Origin of the sequence: Devosia marina (assembly GCF_009758415.1) — a bacterium.
GTDB lineage: Bacteria > Pseudomonadota > Alphaproteobacteria > Rhizobiales > Devosiaceae > Devosia > Devosia marina.
Map to the genome: position 1 here is coordinate 825,636 of NZ_WQRF01000001.1, position 17,039 is coordinate 842,674.

Genomic DNA, 17,039 nt, shown 5'->3' on the forward strand with positions numbered 1-17,039 from the left:
TTATTGCCCGGGCGGAACGTACCCCGGCCAATGCAAGCACTGAGCCGATAAACCAGGCAGATTTCGCTCAGGCGCCAAACCGCCTGTCGGCCTCGTCACAGAAGGCACGCATGATCTCTTCCTGCTTGGCGGCAAAGGCCGGTTCGGCCACCGCAGCGATCAGCGGGTTGGATATCTTGAAGTCGATTTCGAACCGCACCCGCGTCCCCTGCCCTTCAGGCTCGAAGCTCCAGACGCTGTCGAGATAGGCAAAGGGCCCATCCACGGCCTTGGCGCGGATCGTCCGGGCCACCGCATCCAAGGTCACCCGGCTGGTATAGGCCTGAGTGATGGGACCGAAGGAGATGGTCATGCGGGCCAGCCGGATATCCTTCTCCCCAGCCGCCGGGTCGGGCCGCACCTGCATCGCCTGGCAATTGGGCACGAAGCGCGGATAGTCCTCAAGATCCGAGACGATGTTAAACATCCGCTCGGGCAAATGCGGCACATGCCGCTCGAAGAACCGCTTCATTCTAGTGCCCGAGCTTGGCCAGACGGTTGGCCTTCAAACGCGCGAAATCTTCTCCGGCATGATGCGAGGAACGCGTCAGCGGGCTCGACGAGACCAGCAGGAAACCTTTGGAGGTTGCGACTGTGGCGAAGGATTTGAACTCTTCCGGCGTCACGAAACGCTGCAGCGGATAGTGCTTCTTGGTCGGCTGCAGATATTGCCCGATGGTCAAGAAATCGACGTCGGCCGAGCGCAGATCGTCCATCAACTGAAGCACTTCGTTCCGCTCTTCGCCCAACCCGACCATGATGCCGGACTTGGTAAAAATGGTCGGATCCAGCTCCTTCACCCGCTGCAGCAGCCGAATCGAGTGGAAATACCGCGCGCCGGGCCGGACCTTGAGATATTTCGAGGGCACGGTTTCAAGATTATGGTTGAACACGTCCGGCTTGGCCGCCACGACGATTTCCAGGGCCCCGTCCTTGCGCAGGAAGTCCGGCGTCAGGATTTCGATCGTGGTCCTGGGGTTGCGGGCACGGATCGCTAGAATCACATCGGCGAAATGCTGCGCCCCGCCATCGGCGAGGTCATCGCGGTCCACCGAGGTGATCACCACGTGCTCAAGGCCAAGTTTCTCAACAGCAATGGCAACGTTTTCTGGCTCATGCGGATCAAGCGCGGTCGGCAATCCCGTGCGCACATTGCAGAAGGCGCAGGCGCGGGTGCAGATCTCGCCCATGATCATCATGGTCGCGTGTTTCTTGCTCCAGCATTCCCCGATATTGGGGCAGCCGGCTTCCTCACAGACGGTGACGAGATTGTTCTCGCGCACGATCTGCTGGGTTTCCTTGTAGACTTGCGAGCCCGGCGCCTTGACTCGAATCCAGTCGGGCTTGCGCAGCACGACGCTGTCCGGCCGATTGGCCTTTTCCGGGTGGCGTGGCTTTACAGCCGAATTATCGATGAGCGTGACCATGTCAGTCCTGACTGGCTAGAGTGTTTCCAGGCGAAGTGGGCACCGGTTCGCCGTTCGGAAACACGACCACTAGAGTTTTGCCCCTATATCGCTCCCTTGGAGGACCGGTTCAACCCGGCCTTATGGGTGATTGGCAGCCATGTGTGGTGCCCTACCCCATGACTTCCTTCATCTCGACCCAATCCCCTCCACGCGAGGCCGAGAGGATGGTTGCCTGCACCAGCGCAAGCGACCCCAAATTGTCAGCGCCCGAGCTGAAACCGCGAGGCACCTCGCCGGTATCGAGCACATTGGCCATCGCATTGAGCGTGCCCATGCGGTCGGCAAACTTCACCGGGCTGAGCTTGACCTTCTCCGGCTTGCCATCGAGCGGCAACAGGGTCAGCACATCCGGGCCAGACTTGTCGCGGAAATGATCGCGCGAGCTCCAAGCAATCTGTCCCTCGGCGCCATCCATCACCCACTCGCCGGCCCAGGGTGTCACCGGACCCGAATTCATCCAGCTCGCGCGATAGGACACGACCGTACCCTTGGAGAATTCGATGGTCGCCACCCCGCTCGGATCGAAGCGGAATGGACTGCCCGGCGGGTTCCAGGTCCGGCACGAGAGCCGCACCGGTTCATCGCCGAGCACAAAACGCATCAGATCAAAATGGTGGATCGACATGTCCGCCAGCAGCGGATCAGGCATGTCCCAATAGCGATAGCCCTGGCTAGGACCATGCCGCCGGAAATCGATCGAAACCATGTTGAGCGCACCGAACCTGCCCTCCGCGATGAGGTCGGCTGCCGCAATCGGAGCTGGCTGGTGGCGATAATTCTGGCTCACCATCAGCCACCTACCCTGCGCCTTGGCCAGAGCAACCAGTTCCTTGCCCTGGGCAATCGTGGTGGTGAAAGGTTTCTCCACCAGCACGTTATAGCCCAGCTCCAGGCAGCGCTTGACGACAGGGTAATGCGCCTCGGTCCGCAGCGTGCAAAGGGCCAGCGTCGCGTCGGTATGATGCGAGGCATCTTCCAGGCTATGGAAGCAGAGCTTGGCGTCGATGCCCAATTCGTCCTGGACTCGCTCAGTGGCCTCGGGATTGGTATCCACATAGCCCACCATCTCAACAGTGGGAACATTGGGGATAACGTCTTTCGACCAACTGAAACCCCAGTGTCCCAGCCCGATCTGGATGGCTTTGACCATGTGGATAACTCCTCTGGTTCTCCAATGCGCATCGGCCGCTGGGCCACGCGCAGCGATCAGATATTCAGCGCGCGATCATAAGCATCGAGCACGCTTTCCTTCATCGTTTCGCTCAGCGTCGGATGCGGGAATATGGTGTGGATTAGCTCTTCCTCAGTGGTTTCGAGGTTCATCGCGACAACAAAACCCTGGATCAACTCGGTGACCTCGGCCCCAACCATGTGGGCGCCCAGAAGTTCCCCGGTCTTGGCATCGAAAATGGTCTTGACCAGCCCATCGGGTTCCCCCAACGCAATCGCCTTGCCATTGCCCACAAAGGGGAAGCGACCGACCTTGATCTCGCGCCCGGATTCCTTCGCCTTGGCTTCAGTGAGACCGACGCTTGCCACCTGAGGCTCGCAATAGGTGCAGCCGGGCACCTTGGTCTTGTCCAGACCATGCACCTTCATACCGGCGATCTTTTCAACGGTGATGACCGCCTCATGCTCGGCCTTGTGCGCCAGCATCGGCGGCCCGGCAACATCGCCGATGGCCCAGATGCCGTCCACATTAGTCTTGCCATAGCCATCAATGACAATGGCGCCGCGATCAGTCTTGACGCCAACCGTATCGAGGCCAAGACCTTCGATATTGCACTGTACGCCAACCGCCGAAATCAGTTTGTCGCCAGTGACCTGCTGGGTCTTGCCGTCCTTCGTCTCGACATGAGCAACAATGCCATTTTTGGTCTTTTCGACCTTGGCAACCTTGGCTTCAGTGAGGAATTTGATGCCGCGCTTTTCCAGCCGCTTGCGGGCCAGACCAGAAATCTCGGCGTCCTCCACCGGCAGGATTTGTGGAAGCAGCTCGATCACCGTCACCTCGGCGCCCAGCGAGCGATAGAAGGACGCGAACTCGATCCCGATGGCGCCCGAGCCCATGACGACAAGCGACTTCGGCATTTCGGCGGGCTTCAGCGCCTCAAAATAGGTCCAGATCTTGTCACCGTCGGGCTCGATCCCCGGCAGCACGCGCGGGCGGGCTCCGGTGGCGATGATGATGTTCTTTGCCTTGTAGGTCCCCTCGCCCAAGGCATTCTTGGGCACCGGACCTTGCGGCTCAACGACCGGCTTCTTGGATGCCGCGACCTTGATTTCACCTGGCTTGGTAATGGTTGCTTCGCCCCAGATGATGTCGATCTTGTGCTTCTTCATCAGGAACTGCACGCCATTGTTCATCTGCGCCGCAATGGCGCGAGACCGCTTGACGATACCGTCAAGATCGAAGCCGAACTTCTCGGCGGTCAGGCCATAATCCTTTGCATGGCCCATATGGCCGTAGATTTCGGCTGAACGCAGCAACGCCTTGGTCGGGATACAGCCCCAGTTGGAGCAAATCCCGGCCATATGCTCACGCTCGACAATGGCCACCTTCATTCCAAGTTGCGCGCCGCGAATGGCAGCAACGTAACCGCCGGGACCGGCGCCGATGACGAGAAGATCGTATTGGTCAGCCATAAGGGCCTCCAGGATAGTTGGGTCAGAGACCCAGAACGGATTTGACGAGCGGCACCAGGCCCTCGCCGATAGCACGTGTATTTGCCTGATCGAGGTGCACGCCGTCACGCGGGTCGGCCTTGGCGACACTGGCGGCGTCGAAGAAATGCACGCCGGTTTCCTCGGCATGGCGACGATAGTGCCGCTCGAAATCTCGCGACTCACGCAGGAGGTGGTCGAGACCGCCAAAATTACTCAGCATGTTCTCGTTAGTGGTCTCCACCACTTGCGGCGGAGACACCAGAATGATCTGCGGCACCGGCTCGCCAACACTGGCGAAGTGGCCGCGCGTCATCTCGATCAACCGCCGCGCGCCACGGGCGGCATAGGCCGCCGTGCCCGCAACGAACGGCTTCAGGTCGTTGGTACCAAGAAATATGATGACCAGATCAAGCGGGGCGTGACTGGCGAGCAGCGTCGGCAGTATGCGCGCGCCGTTCCTGTCCGCCGCCGCCGTCCAGTCGTCATAGGCCGTGGCACGCCCGCCAAGACCCTCGGCTATCACCCGAGCTTTGCCGCCCAGCCCATGTTCGAGCGTGGTGGGCCAGCGGTCTTCATAGGCATGGCGAGGACCGCCACCGGGATCAGCGCCATATGTCAGGCTGTCGCCATAGGCGAGAATGGTTTTCATCGCCTTGGTTCCTTAAGCCAGCATCATCACCGGATTTTCGATAAGGCCCTTGAACACGCCGAGCACTTCGGCGCCAAGGGCGCCATCGACCGAACGGTGGTCGCAGGACAGCGTGCAGGTCATGAACTGGCCGATCTTGATCTCTCCCTTGTCGGGATAGACGCGCTCTTCACCCACGCCTACCGCGAGGATCGTACCATGCGGCGGGTTGATGACCGCGGCGAAATCCTTGATGCCGAACATGCCCAGGTTCGACACCGCCGAAGCGCCGCCCTGATATTCATGCGGCATCAACTTCTTGTTGCGCGCGCGGGTAGCAAGGTCCTTTACCGCCTCGGAGATTTCCCTGAGGGTCTTGGTGTCGCAGCTCTTGACCACCGGGGTGAACAGGCCTCCCGGAATGGCCACCGCCACCGCGACGTCACTGCGCTTGTGGTAGAGGATCGAATCCCCGGCCCAGGTGGCATTGGCCGTGGGCACGCGCTGCAGGGCAACGGCCCAGGCCTTCATCACGAAGTCGTTGACCGAAAGCTTGAATTCAGGCTTGCCATCCTTGTTCTTCGGCGCAGTAGCGTTGATCTGCTCACGAGCGGCTAGCAGCGCATCGATCTTGCAGTCCACCGTCAGGTAGAAATGCGGTACCGTTTGCTTGCTCTCGGTCAGACGGGCCGCAATGGTCTTGCGCATGCCATCGGCTGGCACCAGCTCGTAGGTACCTTCTTCATACATCGCCAGCACCTGGGCCTTGCTGAGCCCGCCAGCCATGGCAGCACCAGCAGGCGCCGCAGAAGGTGCAGAAGCAGTGGCCTTGAGCGGCGTCTTGCCAGACTTGGCCGCTTCAACGTCGACCTTGATTACGCGACCCTTGGGGCCGGTGCCGGAAATGGCGGCAATATCGATGCCCGCTTCCTTGGCGAGCCGCTTAGCCAATGGAGAGGCGAACACGCGGTCGCCGGCGGATTTGGCAGGTGCTGGCGCAGGCTTGGGCGTTTCTGCTTTTGCAGCCGGTGCTGGCGCAGCCTCAGTCTTGGGTTCTTCAGCCTTGGTTTCTTCTGCCTTTGGCGCCTCAGCCTTCGGCGCTTCCGACTTGGGCGCGGGGGCAGCAAAATCAATGGCGCTTGCGTCCTCGCCTTCCTGCAGCAGCACGGCGATGACGGCATTGACCTTCACATTGTCCGTGCCTTCATCGACAAGAATCTTGCCGATCTTGCCCTCGTCAACGGCCTCGACTTCCATCGTGGCTTTGTCGGTTTCGATCTCGGCAATGACATCGCCGGATGAAACGCTGTCGCCTTCCTTGACGTGCCACTTGGCAAGCTTGCCCTCTTCCATCGTCGGAGAGAGCGCCGGCATGGTGATATCTATTGGCATCCCGGTTCTCCTTACGAACGATAGGTCACGGCATTCACCGCCGCGATCACTTCATCAACGTTGGGCAGCGCCAGCTTTTCGAGGTTTGCGGCATAGGGCATCGGCACGTCCTTGCCAGTGACACGGGTCACCGGCGCATCGAGATAATCGAACGCCTCTTCCATCACGCGCGCAGCCAGCTCCGCGCCAATACCGCCCTGCGGCCAGCCTTCTTCCACAGTCACCAGACGCCCGGTCTTCTTGACCGACTCGATAACGGTATCGCTGTCCAGCGGACGCAAGGTGCGCAGGTCGATCAGTTCGACATCGACGCCGGCCGCCACCAGCTTCTCTGTCGCCTGGGTTGCATAGCGCATCCCCATCGAGAACGAGACCACTGTGACATCGGCGCCCTTGCGGGCTATCCGCGCCTTGCCGATCGGCAGCACGAAATCGTCGACCTGCGGCACAAGACCGGTCGAACCGTAGAGAACTTCGTTCTCAAGGAACACCACCGGATTGGGCGAACGGATCGCCGCCTTGAGCAGGCCCTTTGCATCGGCCGCGCTATAGGGCGCGATGACGGTGAGACCCGGAACATGGCTGTACCATGCCGAATAATCCTGGCTGTGCTGCGCGCCCACGCGGGCAGCGGCACCGTTCGGACCGCGAAACACCATTGGAGCCTTCACCTGCCCGCCGGACATGTAGAGCTGCTTGGCGGCCGAATTGATGATCTGGTCGATCGCCTGCATGGCAAAGTTCCAGGTCATGAATTCCACGACAGGTTTCAAGCCAGCGAAGGCGGCCCCGACTGCCAGACCGGCAAAACCATGCTCAGTAATCGGCGTGTCGATCACGCGTTCCTTGCCGAATTCCTGCAACAGGCCCTGGGTGATCTTGTAGGCGCCCTGATATTCAGCGACCTCCTCACCCATGATAAAGACATCCTTGTCGCGGCGCAGTTCCTCGGCCATGGCCTCGTTGAGGGCCTGACGGACGGTCATTTCGACCATTTCCACGCCTTCTGGCAGGTCGGGATCGGCCTGTGGCTCGAACTTGGGAGCAGCCGGCACGGCAGCGGCAGGGGCTGTTTCGGCTGCCTTCTCGGCGGCGGCAACAGGCGCTTCTGCCGGCTCAGGCGCCGTCTCAGCAACGGGTGCCGCCGCTTCGCTGGCGCTTTCACCCTCGGCCAGCACCACAGCAATCGGCGTGTTGACCTTCACGCCCTCGGTGCCTTCTTCAACGAGAATCTCGCTTACCGTACCTTCATCGACCGACTCGACTTCCATGGTCGCCTTGTCAGTCTCGATTTCGGCCAGCACATCGCCGGATTTGACCTGATCGCCAACCTTGACGACCCATTTGGCAAGCTTGCCTTCTTCCATGGTCGGCGACAAAGCGGGCATGAGGATTTGGGGCATATCAGCTCTCCACAAGGATCGCGCCGGGCATGGAGGCCAACGGGCGGATAGAGGAATGGGGTTTTGCGGTTGCGGCATCGATCCGCCAACCGTTCAATTTCTTAACTGCGATGTCGGCAGCACCACCGGGGCGCTGATTGACCATCCAGCCGCTCAGGACCAAGCCGAGTAGCACAAAGGCAATCGTCGCGATCACGGCGCGCTTATAGATGCCAGCCTGCGCCTCGCCGGCCAGGCCCGCACGCCGCTCGACCTCGGCAAAGCGCCACCAGCCAAACAGCCAGCCACGCCACGCATCGGCAGGCGCCAGCTTGCTGATCGCCAATGCCTGTACAGCGGCCATGACCGCCGACAGCACCGCAAACAGCAGAATGACGCCAAGCAGGATGGTCATCGTGCCTTAGGCCTTGATGGTGATGTCGGTCCACAGCTCGGACGCATCCGGCTCCGGATCGTTGGTCGCAAAATCCGCTGCTTCGGTGACAACGGCGCGAATGTCAGTTTCGATCTTCTTGAGTTCTTCCTCGGTGATCGAGCCGCCTTCGAGCAGACGCGCCCGCACCTGTTCGATCGGGTCGCGCTCCTGACGGTACTTGGTCACCTCATCCTTGGACCGGTACTTGGCCGGGTCGGACATGGAGTGACCGCGATAACGATAGGTCAGCATTTCAAGGATATAGGGGCCCTTGCCGGAGCGGGCATGTTCGATGGCCCGCTGGGCGGCATCATAGACCATGCGCACATCCATGCCGTCGACCTGCTCGCCCGGAATGTTGAACGAGGCGCCACGCATGGAAAAGTCTGTCGTCGCCGAGGAACGCTCTGTCGAGGTGCCCATGGCGTACTTGTTGTTCTCGATGATGTAGACGACCGGCAGGTTCCAGAGCTTGGCCATGTTGAAGCTCTCATAGACCTGGCCCTGGTTGGCGGCGCCGTCACCGAAATAGGTGATCGAGACCGAGCCGTCGCCCGTGTACTTGCTGGCAAAGGCCAGGCCTGTGCCCAGCGAGGCCTGCGCGCCAACGATGCCATTGCCGCCATAAAAGCGGTGCTCGTTGGAGAACATGTGCATCGAGCCGCCCTTGCCTTTCGACAGGCCACCCTGACGCCCGGTCAATTCGGCCATCACGCCCTTGGGGTCCAGCCCCATGACCAGCATGTGGCCGTGGTCGCGATAACCGGTGATCTGGGCGTCCTTGCCCTTTTCCGAGGCCATGGTGATGCCAGTCACCACTGCTTCCTGGCCGATATAGAGGTGGCAGAAGCCGCCGATCAGGCCCATGCCATACATCTGGCCGGCCTTTTCCTCGAACCGCCGGATCAGCAGCATTTCACGAAACGCTTCGAGCTCCTGTTCCTGGGTGAACTGGGGGACATTGGGCTGCGTCTTGGCCTTGGTGGCCGTCGCCTTGCGCGCCATTCTACACTCCGCTTGGGTCGGGGAATTTGCCGCTTTGGCCAATCAGGCCACTTCGCGCATCATACCGCAAGCGCGCAAGCAATAACATTGTCCGCCAAGCAACACGAAACTCGGCTCAAAGCGTTGAATCTTCTTGAATAATCGAGATTAACTCATCATCGATTAATTCTACAAATTTACCGGAAATTGGTTGACCTGTCTCCGGGTTGACCATCACCAGAATGTCATCGGCATGGGCCATGTTCAGCAGGGCCCGGGCTCTTTCGGTTATGATGTCAGGATCCAGATGACGCGGGTTCATCAGGGAAACCCTGTGCCGATAGGCATCAATTTCCACCTGCAAAGCGGCGCTCCGATCCTGCAGGATTTCAATATCGGCCAGAATATCTGCCCGATTCTCGATGCCGAACTGACCCGAGATCGCAGAATAGCCCAGATAGCCCTGAAACCCCAGCAGGGTCACGGTCAGAGCCAGTGGGCGCCAGAATGCGGGACGTTTGAGACGGGTGGGCATGAATGGACCAGTTGAAGCTGGCCAACCTTGCCTGACAAGGGATTAATGCCCGGTTTCCTATTCGGCCGCGACGCGCTGAGCGTGCCCACCCTCGCCGAACAGCGCACTGACCGAATCTCCATTGTTGATCCGGCGCATCGCTTCGGCCAGGGCCGGCGCAACCGACAACACCGTCAGTTTTTGGTGTGGCTGCAGCAGCGCATTGGGCAGCGTGTTGGTGCATACGATTTCCGCAACATCCCCTTCGGCGGCGAGCCGCGCCACCGCGCCATCGGCAAAGATGCCATGCGTGCAGGCAATCCGGACAGTTCGTGCACCGCCGCCGCGCAAATGCTTGAGCAGTTCCAGAATGGAGCCGCCGCTGGCCACCTCATCGTCGAGAACAATGACGTCGCGGCCCTGCACATCCCCGATTATCGCTGAAATCCGCACTTGCGTGTCCGAAATGCGTTCCTTCGCCCCGGCGGCAACCGGCCGCCCCAGCGACCGGGCAAAGGCCGCAGCGGTCTTGGCATTGCCCAGATCGGGCGACACGACCACGGTGTTCGACAGATCATATCGCCGGAAGTGGCGCGCCATCTCGTGCAGCGCATGCAAATGATCAACCGGTACGCTGAAGAAACCATGCACCTGCGGTGAATGCAGCGTCATCGTCAGGACACGGTCAGCGCCGGCGGTCTTGAGCAGATCGGCAACCAGCCGGCCGCCAATCGAGATGCGCGGGGCATCCTTCTTGTCTGAGCGGGCATAGGCATAATGCGGAATAACGGCTGTAATTCGGGCCGCCGATGCGCCGCGCGCGGCGTCCAGCATCAGCAAAAGCTCGGTCAAATGGTCCTGGACCGGCGCGCTCAGCGTCTGGACCAGAAACACATCCTGCTCGCGGCAATTGGCCTGCAATTGCACTTCCAGGCAATCATTGGAGAAGCGCTTGATCTGTGTGGGATTGAGCGGCACGCCAAGTTCGGCGCAAATCTCATTCGCCAGTTCGGGGTGGGAACTGCCGCTGAACACAGCTATCTGGTTCATGGATTGTCCTCGGCTGCCGACTGCGGATGGCCGCACTTAACATTGTCCCGGCTCAGAGTGCAATGTAATCGAGCTCCTGGAAGCGCTCGACTTCCGGCACCCAGCGGTCGCGCACGAACGCCACGTGATCTGGATGCACGTTGTAGGAGTCATAGGCGGCCTGATCTGCAAATTCCATCGAGAAGCCAAAACTGAAGTCGCTCTTGGCGCTAACCTGACGGAGACGCTCAAATTGCTCCACGCCCGGAATGGCTGCAAGCACGAGCGCCGCTTCCAGAAAAGCACGCTCAGCATCAGAACCTGCCGGGTGCTTGAGGGTGAAGCTGACAGTGTGCCGGATCATGCTGTTTCTCCAAGGGCTTCATTGGCGGCGATGGCGGCCATGTTGACAATGCCGCGGCTTGTGACGGATGGCGCCAGGATATGGGCCGGTGACTGCATGCCCATCAGGATCGGGCCGACCGCCAGGCCATTGTTCATTTCCTTGAGCAGGGTCATCGAAAGATTGGCCGCATCAAGGTCCGGGAATACCAGCAGATTGGCTTCGCCCTTGAGAATGGTGTCCGGGATATAGCGCTCGCGCAGCCCCTCATTGAGCGCCAGGTCGCCCTGCATCTCGCCCTCGACGATCAGGTCCGGCGCGATAGCCTTGAGCTTGGCATAGGCCTCGCGCATCTTGTAGGCGCTGTCGCCATCGCGAGATCCAAAATTGGAATAGCTCAGAAGAGCCGCCTTTGCCTCGATATTGAAACGCTTGAGATGGTCGCGGGCCTGTAAGGTGATCGAAACGATCTCGTCGGCGCTGGGGTTCTGGTTGACATAGGTGTCAGTAAGGAAAAACGCCCCGCGCGGCATGATCAGCATGGAGAGCGCAGACGCCTCCGTGACCCCCGCCTGCATGCCCAGGACCGATTTGATATCCCGCACATGCTTGATGAAGCGACCTTGCAGCCCGCACAGCATGGCGTCTGCCTCACCGCGTTTCAGAGCCAGAGCACCGATCACCGTTGTATTGGTGCGCACGATGGTTCGGGCCGTGTCCGGCGTTACGCCGGTGCGCCCGACCAGGGAGTGGAACAGGCTCACATAGTCACGATAGCGCGGATCATCTTCAGGGTTGATGACCTCGAAGTCCCTGCCCGGCTCGATGCTCAGACCAAACCGCTCGATGCGCGCCTCCAGCACCGCCGGACGCCCGATCAGGATCGGGCGGGCAATGCCCTCCTCGAGCAGCACTTGTGCGGCACGCAAGACGCGTTCGTCTTCACCATCGGCAAAGGCAATTCGCTTGCCCTGCCCCTGCGCACGATCAAAGATCGGCTTCATCACCAGGCCCGAGCGGAACACGAAGCGGTTGAGGCCGTCGTAATAGGCGTCCCAATCCTCGATCGGCTTCTTGGCGACGCCCGAATCCATCGCCGCCCGAGCCACCGCCGGTGCAATGCGCAAGATCAACCGCTGGTCGAATGGGTTGGGAATGATGTGTTCGGGGCCATAGACCGCCGGCGCGCCGGAGGGTGACACCTCCAGCCCGGGCTCGCGGGCCAGCTTGGCAATCGCCCGCACCGCAGCCAGCTTCATCTCCTCATTAATCGTGGTGGCATGTACATCAAGCGCACCGCGGAAGATGAACGGGAAGCACAGGACATTGTTGACCTGGTTGGGATAGTCCGAACGACCCGTGCAAACCATGGCGTCGGGTCGGGTTTCCTTGGCCAATTCGGGCATGATTTCCGGGTTTGGGTTAGCCAGGGCCAGGATCAGCGGCTTGGGCCCCATCTTGGCGAGCATCTCCGGCTTGAGCGCGCCTGCTGCCGACAGCCCAAGGAATACATCGGCCCCTTCGATCACCTCGGCCAGCGTCGTCGCATCGCTGGTGCGTCTGAACTGTCCGCGCCATTTGTCATTGATGTCGTTGCGCTTGTGTGTGACCAGACCATCTTTGTCGGCCACCCAGATATTTTCGTGTTTGGCGCCGAGCGCCACCAGCACATTGAGACAGGCAATGGCCGCCGCCCCTGCCCCCGACGTGCAGATCTTGACGGTCTCGATCGACTTGCCAGCAAGCTCCAGGCCGTTCAGGACCGCGGCGCCAACAATGATCGCCGTGCCATGCTGGTCATCATGGAAGACCGGGATCGGCATCCGCTCGCGCAGCGCCTCCTCGATCTCGAAGCAGTCCGGGGCGCGTATATCTTCGAGATTGATCCCCCCAAAGGTAGGCCAGAGCGGCGCGACGGCGTCTGTGAACTTCTTCGGATCAACCTCGTCGATTTCAAGGTCGAACACGTCGATGCCGGCAAATTTCTTAAACAGAACCGCCTTGCCTTCCATCACGGGCTTGGAGGCCAGCGCGCCGATATTGCCCAGCCCCAGCACTGCCGTGCCATTGGAAATGACAGCCACCAGATTCTGCCGCGAGGTATAGCGGGCTACGGCCTCGGGCGTCTGGGCAATTTCTTCACAAGGGGCCGCAACGCCGGGAGAATAGGCCAGCGCCAGGTCGCGCTGGTTACCGAGCGGCTTGAGCGGCTGGATCTCCAGTTTGCCGGGCTTGGGAAATTCATGGAAGTGCAGCGCCGCATCACGAAGTGCCTTGCGCTGCTCATTGATGTCTGTGGTCACGAAACTCTCTCCCGGCAAGCCCTTTTGGCCGCGTTGGTGCCATCAATCACACGGATTGAAAAGGCTGGAAAAGCCCAAGGCGTCGAGTCGACGGCAAAAATACGGCAGACGTCGAAGCTGCAGCGTTGTGCTGACAGAGATTCGACAGTTTCGTGTAGTTTTACTCTGGGGCCGAAGGGCAATCTGACGATCAAGCCGCTGCGGACGCCACCACTTCCAGCCGCGGCTGCGGATTGGACGCCGAATTGAGTGCCAGCGCCAATTCCTTGAACGCACCAACTTTCAATGCCGGCGCGAAGATATAGCCCTGCGCGTGCAGGACCCCGCGCGAACGCAGATAGAGCGCCTGTTCCTCCGTCTCCACGCCCTCGGCCACGATCTCGCAATCAAGATCCTTGGCCATGGCGATCAGACCATCCAGAACCGGCACCTGGGTCGTTCCCGGCTTGATCATGTCCACAAAGATGCGGTCGATCTTGATGACGTCGACGCCCAATGTCGCCAGATAGGCCAGATTGGAGTGCCCGGTGCCCGCATCATCCATTGCCAACCGCGCGCCCAGGGCATGCAGGCCCGAAATCACGCTGGTCGTGGTCATCGAATTGGTCAGCGGGCGCCGCTCGGTGATTTCGAAGACCAATTGCCGGAAGTTGATCGGCGACTGCCCGAAAATCGCCTGCACATCCTCGACAATGCCGACATCGCGAAAATGACCCTCAAACAGATTGATCGAAATCTTCATGTTCGGCAGCGTCCGGGAAAGATCGCCCAGATCGTTGCGCACCTGCTGCATCAGCGACACGGTCATCGGGATGGCCAGCCCCGTCACCTCGGCATAATCGATGAAGGCGCCGGGAGGTATCACCTTCCCATTGCGCTTCTCCCAACGGCATAACACCTCACAGCCCACCAATTCACCGGTCCGCAGATTGATGACCGGTTGATAGTAGGGCTTGATCTCGTTGCGCTCGATAGCGCGTTCCAGATCGAAAGCGGGCACGCGCGAGCGGCGCACATAGCGCAAATTGAGAATCAGGAACACGGCACTGGCGAGGCAGGCGATGAATGTGAACGCCACGTCGAGATCGGCATAGCCCGCCCGTGCCATGGCGAAGGGCACCGCATATTCCACCTTGATCGGGAACTGGCCGGCATAGCCTTGGGCGCTGATATAGTCCGAGCTGGACTGGCGCCGGTCAAAGCCCGACGGGTCGCCCAACGTGACAATGGAAAGACCGTTGGTCAGGGTGACACGCATCATAGCCGAGTCGGGCAGCGTTTCATTCAGCGCGCTCTCTGACTGTCCCAGCAGCGGCACAAATGTGGAAACCCGCCGTGTCTCACCAAAGGTCTGGGAAAGTTTAAGCGCCGGCATGTCCATTTCACCCAGCTTGACCACCGCCATCGTCTCGGTGAGACCGGGCACCGGCAAAGGCTGGGACAGCGGAGAATAGTTCACCACGCGGCCATAGGCGTCGCAATACTGCACACCGTCGAGGTTCTCGACGAGGAACTGCTTGAGATTCAGGCCACCCTCAATGGCTTCCTGCGCATTGGTGACGAAAGTTGCGGTGCATAGCGACGGACTGGCCGCAATAACCTGGCGCAGCGCTGCCACGCCATCCATGGCACCTGAATTTATGTGTGAACTGATGGACTCAACATACCACTGCGCCTCGGCTTTTTCCCGATACTGGACATAGGCATCCAGCAGGTAGTCCACTGCAATAATGGGCACAAACGCCAGCACGGCGCCCAAAAGCATCAGGACATGGGAAAACTTCGATTTCACACTGCGAATCCGAACCCGGAAAATCTTGCCTACCTAGCTAGCAAGCAAGGATTTAACGGATCATTAATGCTGGTTAATTCGCGCTAACCATGTTGCAGACGTCAAAGGGGCGGCCATAGGCCACCCCTCCAATCCGTCACCAGATACTGCGTGCAATCAGCTTTGTACGTTGAGCCGAAGGCTCAATTCGCGGAGCTGCTTGGGCTCAGCGGCACTCGGCGCGCCCATCAGCAGGTCTTCGGCCTGCTGGTTCATCGGGAATGCCGTGATTTCGCGCAGGTTCTGCACCCCGCACAGCAGCATCACAATGCGGTCGATACCGAAGGCCGCCCCGCCATGCGGCGGCGCACCATACTGGAAGGCGCGGTAAAGACCGCCGAACTGCTCTTCGACCTCTTCGCGGGACTTACCTGTCAGCTCGAACGCCTTGACCATCGTGTCCGGCTCTTGGTTACGGATCGACCCGGAGGCAATCTCAAAGCCGTTGCAGACCGCGTCATACTGATAGGCCTTGAGCGAAAGCGGGTCCTCGCTATTGAGGGACTCTAGGCCACCCTGCGGCATCGAAAATGGATTGTGCGCAAAGTCCACGCGCTTTTCTTCCTCATCCCACTCGTAGAACGGGAAGTCGACGATCCAGCACAGAGCAAAGCGATCCTTGTCGACAACATCCAGATCCGTAGCGACTTTGGTGCGCGCTTCACCGGCAAACTTGTAGAATTTCTCCGGTCGGCCCGCCACGAAGAAGACCGCATCGCCGTCCTCCAGCCCGAGCTGCGCCTTGAGCGCGGCAGTACGTTCCTCACCGATATTCTTGGCGATCGGACCGGAACCCTGCCCTTCCTTGAAGAAGATATAGCCCAGCCCCGGCTGACCCTCGCCCTGCGCCCAGCCGTTCATGCGGTCGCAGAAGGCCCGGCCGATCGGCTCGGCGCCAGCCTTGTTCTTGGCCGGAATCGCCCAGACCTCGACCTTGGGATCGGTTTCGATCTGGTTGGCAAAGACCTTGAAACCGGAACCGGCAAAGTGCTCGGTGACGGGCTGGATTTCAATCGGGTTACGCAGGTCCGGCTTGTCCGAACCATATTTCCGGATGGCCTCGGCATAAGGAATGCGCGGCCAGCCCTTGGTCACCGGCTTGCCATTGGCGAATTTCTCAAACACCTCGGTCATCACCGGCTCGACCGTGTTCCAGATATCTTCCTGGGTCACAAAGCTCATTTCCAGGTCGAGCTGGTAGAACTCGCCCGGTAGGCGGTCGGCGCGCGGGTCTTCGTCGCGGAAACACGGCGCCACTTGGAAGTAGCGATCAAAACCAGCCACCATCAGAAGCTGCTTGTACTGCTGCGGCGCCTGCGGCAGGGCAAAAAACTTGCCCGGATGAATGCGGCTGGGAACCAGGAAGTCGCGCGCACCTTCCGGCGAGGATGCAGTCAGGATCGGCGTCGAAAATTCGGTGAAGCCGGCCTCGCCCATGCCCGAGCGCATCGCCGAAATGATCTTTGTGCGCTTGACGATATTGGCGTGCAGCGTCTCGCGGCGCAGGTCGAGGAAGCGGTAGCGCAGACGGATGTCTTCGGGATATTCGGCCTCGCCGAAGACCGGCAGCGGCAGTTCCTTGGCGGCAGACAGCACTTCAATCTCGCGAATGAACACTTCGATCGTGCCGGTGGGAATGTTGGGATTGACCGCCGTCGCATCGCGCAGCTTCACTTCGCCATCGATCCGCAGCACCCATTCGGAGCGCACGGTTTCAGCCGTTGCGAATGCTGCCGAATCCGGATCGATCACGCATTGCGTAATGCCGTAGTGGTCGCGCAAATCGATGAACAGCAGCCCCCCATGGTCGCGTACGCGATGCACCCAGCCGGACAGGCGCACATTATTTCCGGCATCGTCTGCCGTGAGGGCACCACAGGTGTGGGAACGGTAACGATGAAGGGTCATGTCGGGTCTCGGAATTGCTGAATAAAGGCCGGAATCTCGGGCGGGAAAAGCGCATGGCGCGCCCCGCTTGTCAAGGCGGCAGGACTTCTCGCGCTACGCCCCTTTACCGCAAGA

At 60.3% G+C, this 17,039-nt stretch carries 15 protein-coding genes; all 15 read right to left on the bottom strand.

Translation table 11 applies throughout. From position 1 onward, the window contains the following. Positions 1–67: 67 nt before the first annotated feature. Complete coding sequence (locus GO014_RS03810; RefSeq protein ID WP_157289166.1) at positions 68–511, bottom strand: type II toxin-antitoxin system RatA family toxin; 444 nt, start codon at positions 509–511, stop codon at positions 68–70. 1 nt (position 512) lies between these two features. Continuing rightward, positions 513–1,466: a lipoyl synthase gene (gene lipA / locus GO014_RS03815; RefSeq protein ID WP_157289167.1), complete on the bottom strand. Its 954-nt coding sequence runs from the start codon at positions 1,464–1,466 to the stop codon at positions 513–515. Between the two features lie 151 nt (positions 1,467–1,617). Continuing rightward, positions 1,618–2,658: a Gfo/Idh/MocA family protein gene (locus tag GO014_RS03820; protein WP_157289168.1), complete on the bottom strand. Its 1,041-nt coding sequence runs from the start codon at positions 2,656–2,658 to the stop codon at positions 1,618–1,620. A gap of 56 nt (positions 2,659–2,714) precedes the next feature. Continuing rightward, positions 2,715–4,154 carry a dihydrolipoyl dehydrogenase gene (lpdA, locus tag GO014_RS03825; protein ID WP_157289169.1) on the bottom strand — a complete coding sequence of 480 codons (1,440 nt, stop codon included), beginning with the start codon at positions 4,152–4,154 and terminating at the stop codon, positions 2,715–2,717. 22 nt (positions 4,155–4,176) lie between these two features. Then, a complete protein-coding gene (locus tag GO014_RS03830; RefSeq protein WP_157289170.1) occupies positions 4,177–4,824 on the bottom strand; it encodes an SGNH/GDSL hydrolase family protein in 648 nt (215 codons plus the stop codon). A gap of 12 nt (positions 4,825–4,836) precedes the next feature. After that, positions 4,837–6,195 (bottom strand): pyruvate dehydrogenase complex dihydrolipoamide acetyltransferase, encoded by a 1,359-nt coding sequence (locus tag GO014_RS03835; RefSeq protein ID WP_157289171.1) that lies wholly within the window; start codon positions 6,193–6,195, stop codon positions 4,837–4,839. Positions 6,196–6,206: 11 nt separating this feature from the next. Then, positions 6,207–7,598, bottom strand: coding sequence for a pyruvate dehydrogenase complex E1 component subunit beta (locus tag GO014_RS03840; RefSeq protein WP_116590821.1), 1,392 nt, complete (start codon positions 7,596–7,598; stop codon positions 6,207–6,209). Between the two features lies 1 nt (position 7,599). Further along, positions 7,600–7,992, bottom strand: coding sequence for a hypothetical protein (locus GO014_RS03845; RefSeq protein WP_116590820.1), 393 nt, complete (start codon positions 7,990–7,992; stop codon positions 7,600–7,602). 6 nt (positions 7,993–7,998) lie between these two features. Further along, entirely contained in the window at positions 7,999–9,018 is a 1,020-nt protein-coding gene (pdhA, locus tag GO014_RS03850) for a pyruvate dehydrogenase (acetyl-transferring) E1 component subunit alpha (protein ID WP_104894342.1), read from the bottom strand. Positions 9,019–9,133: 115 nt separating this feature from the next. Then, on the bottom strand, positions 9,134–9,532 hold the full coding sequence (locus GO014_RS03855; RefSeq protein ID WP_157289172.1) for an FtsB family cell division protein: 399 nt from the start codon (positions 9,530–9,532) through the stop codon (positions 9,134–9,136). Between the two features lie 57 nt (positions 9,533–9,589). Further along, complete coding sequence (locus tag GO014_RS03860) at positions 9,590–10,561, bottom strand: ribose-phosphate diphosphokinase (protein ID WP_157289173.1); 972 nt, start codon at positions 10,559–10,561, stop codon at positions 9,590–9,592. A gap of 52 nt (positions 10,562–10,613) precedes the next feature. Next, positions 10,614–10,904, bottom strand: coding sequence for a Dabb family protein (locus tag GO014_RS03865; RefSeq protein ID WP_157289174.1), 291 nt, complete (start codon positions 10,902–10,904; stop codon positions 10,614–10,616). Next, complete coding sequence (locus tag GO014_RS03870) at positions 10,901–13,186, bottom strand: NADP-dependent malic enzyme (protein ID WP_343030755.1); 2,286 nt, start codon at positions 13,184–13,186, stop codon at positions 10,901–10,903. The genes GO014_RS03865 and GO014_RS03870 overlap by 4 nt, the downstream gene beginning before the upstream one ends. Positions 13,187–13,376: 190 nt before the next feature. After that, entirely contained in the window at positions 13,377–14,978 is a 1,602-nt protein-coding gene (locus GO014_RS19495; protein ID WP_157289176.1) for an EAL domain-containing protein, read from the bottom strand. 156 nt (positions 14,979–15,134) lie between these two features. Beyond that, positions 15,135–16,925 carry an aspartate--tRNA ligase gene (gene aspS, locus GO014_RS03880; protein ID WP_157289177.1) on the bottom strand — a complete coding sequence of 597 codons (1,791 nt, stop codon included), beginning with the start codon at positions 16,923–16,925 and terminating at the stop codon, positions 15,135–15,137. Between the last annotated feature and the right edge of the window lie 114 nt (positions 16,926–17,039).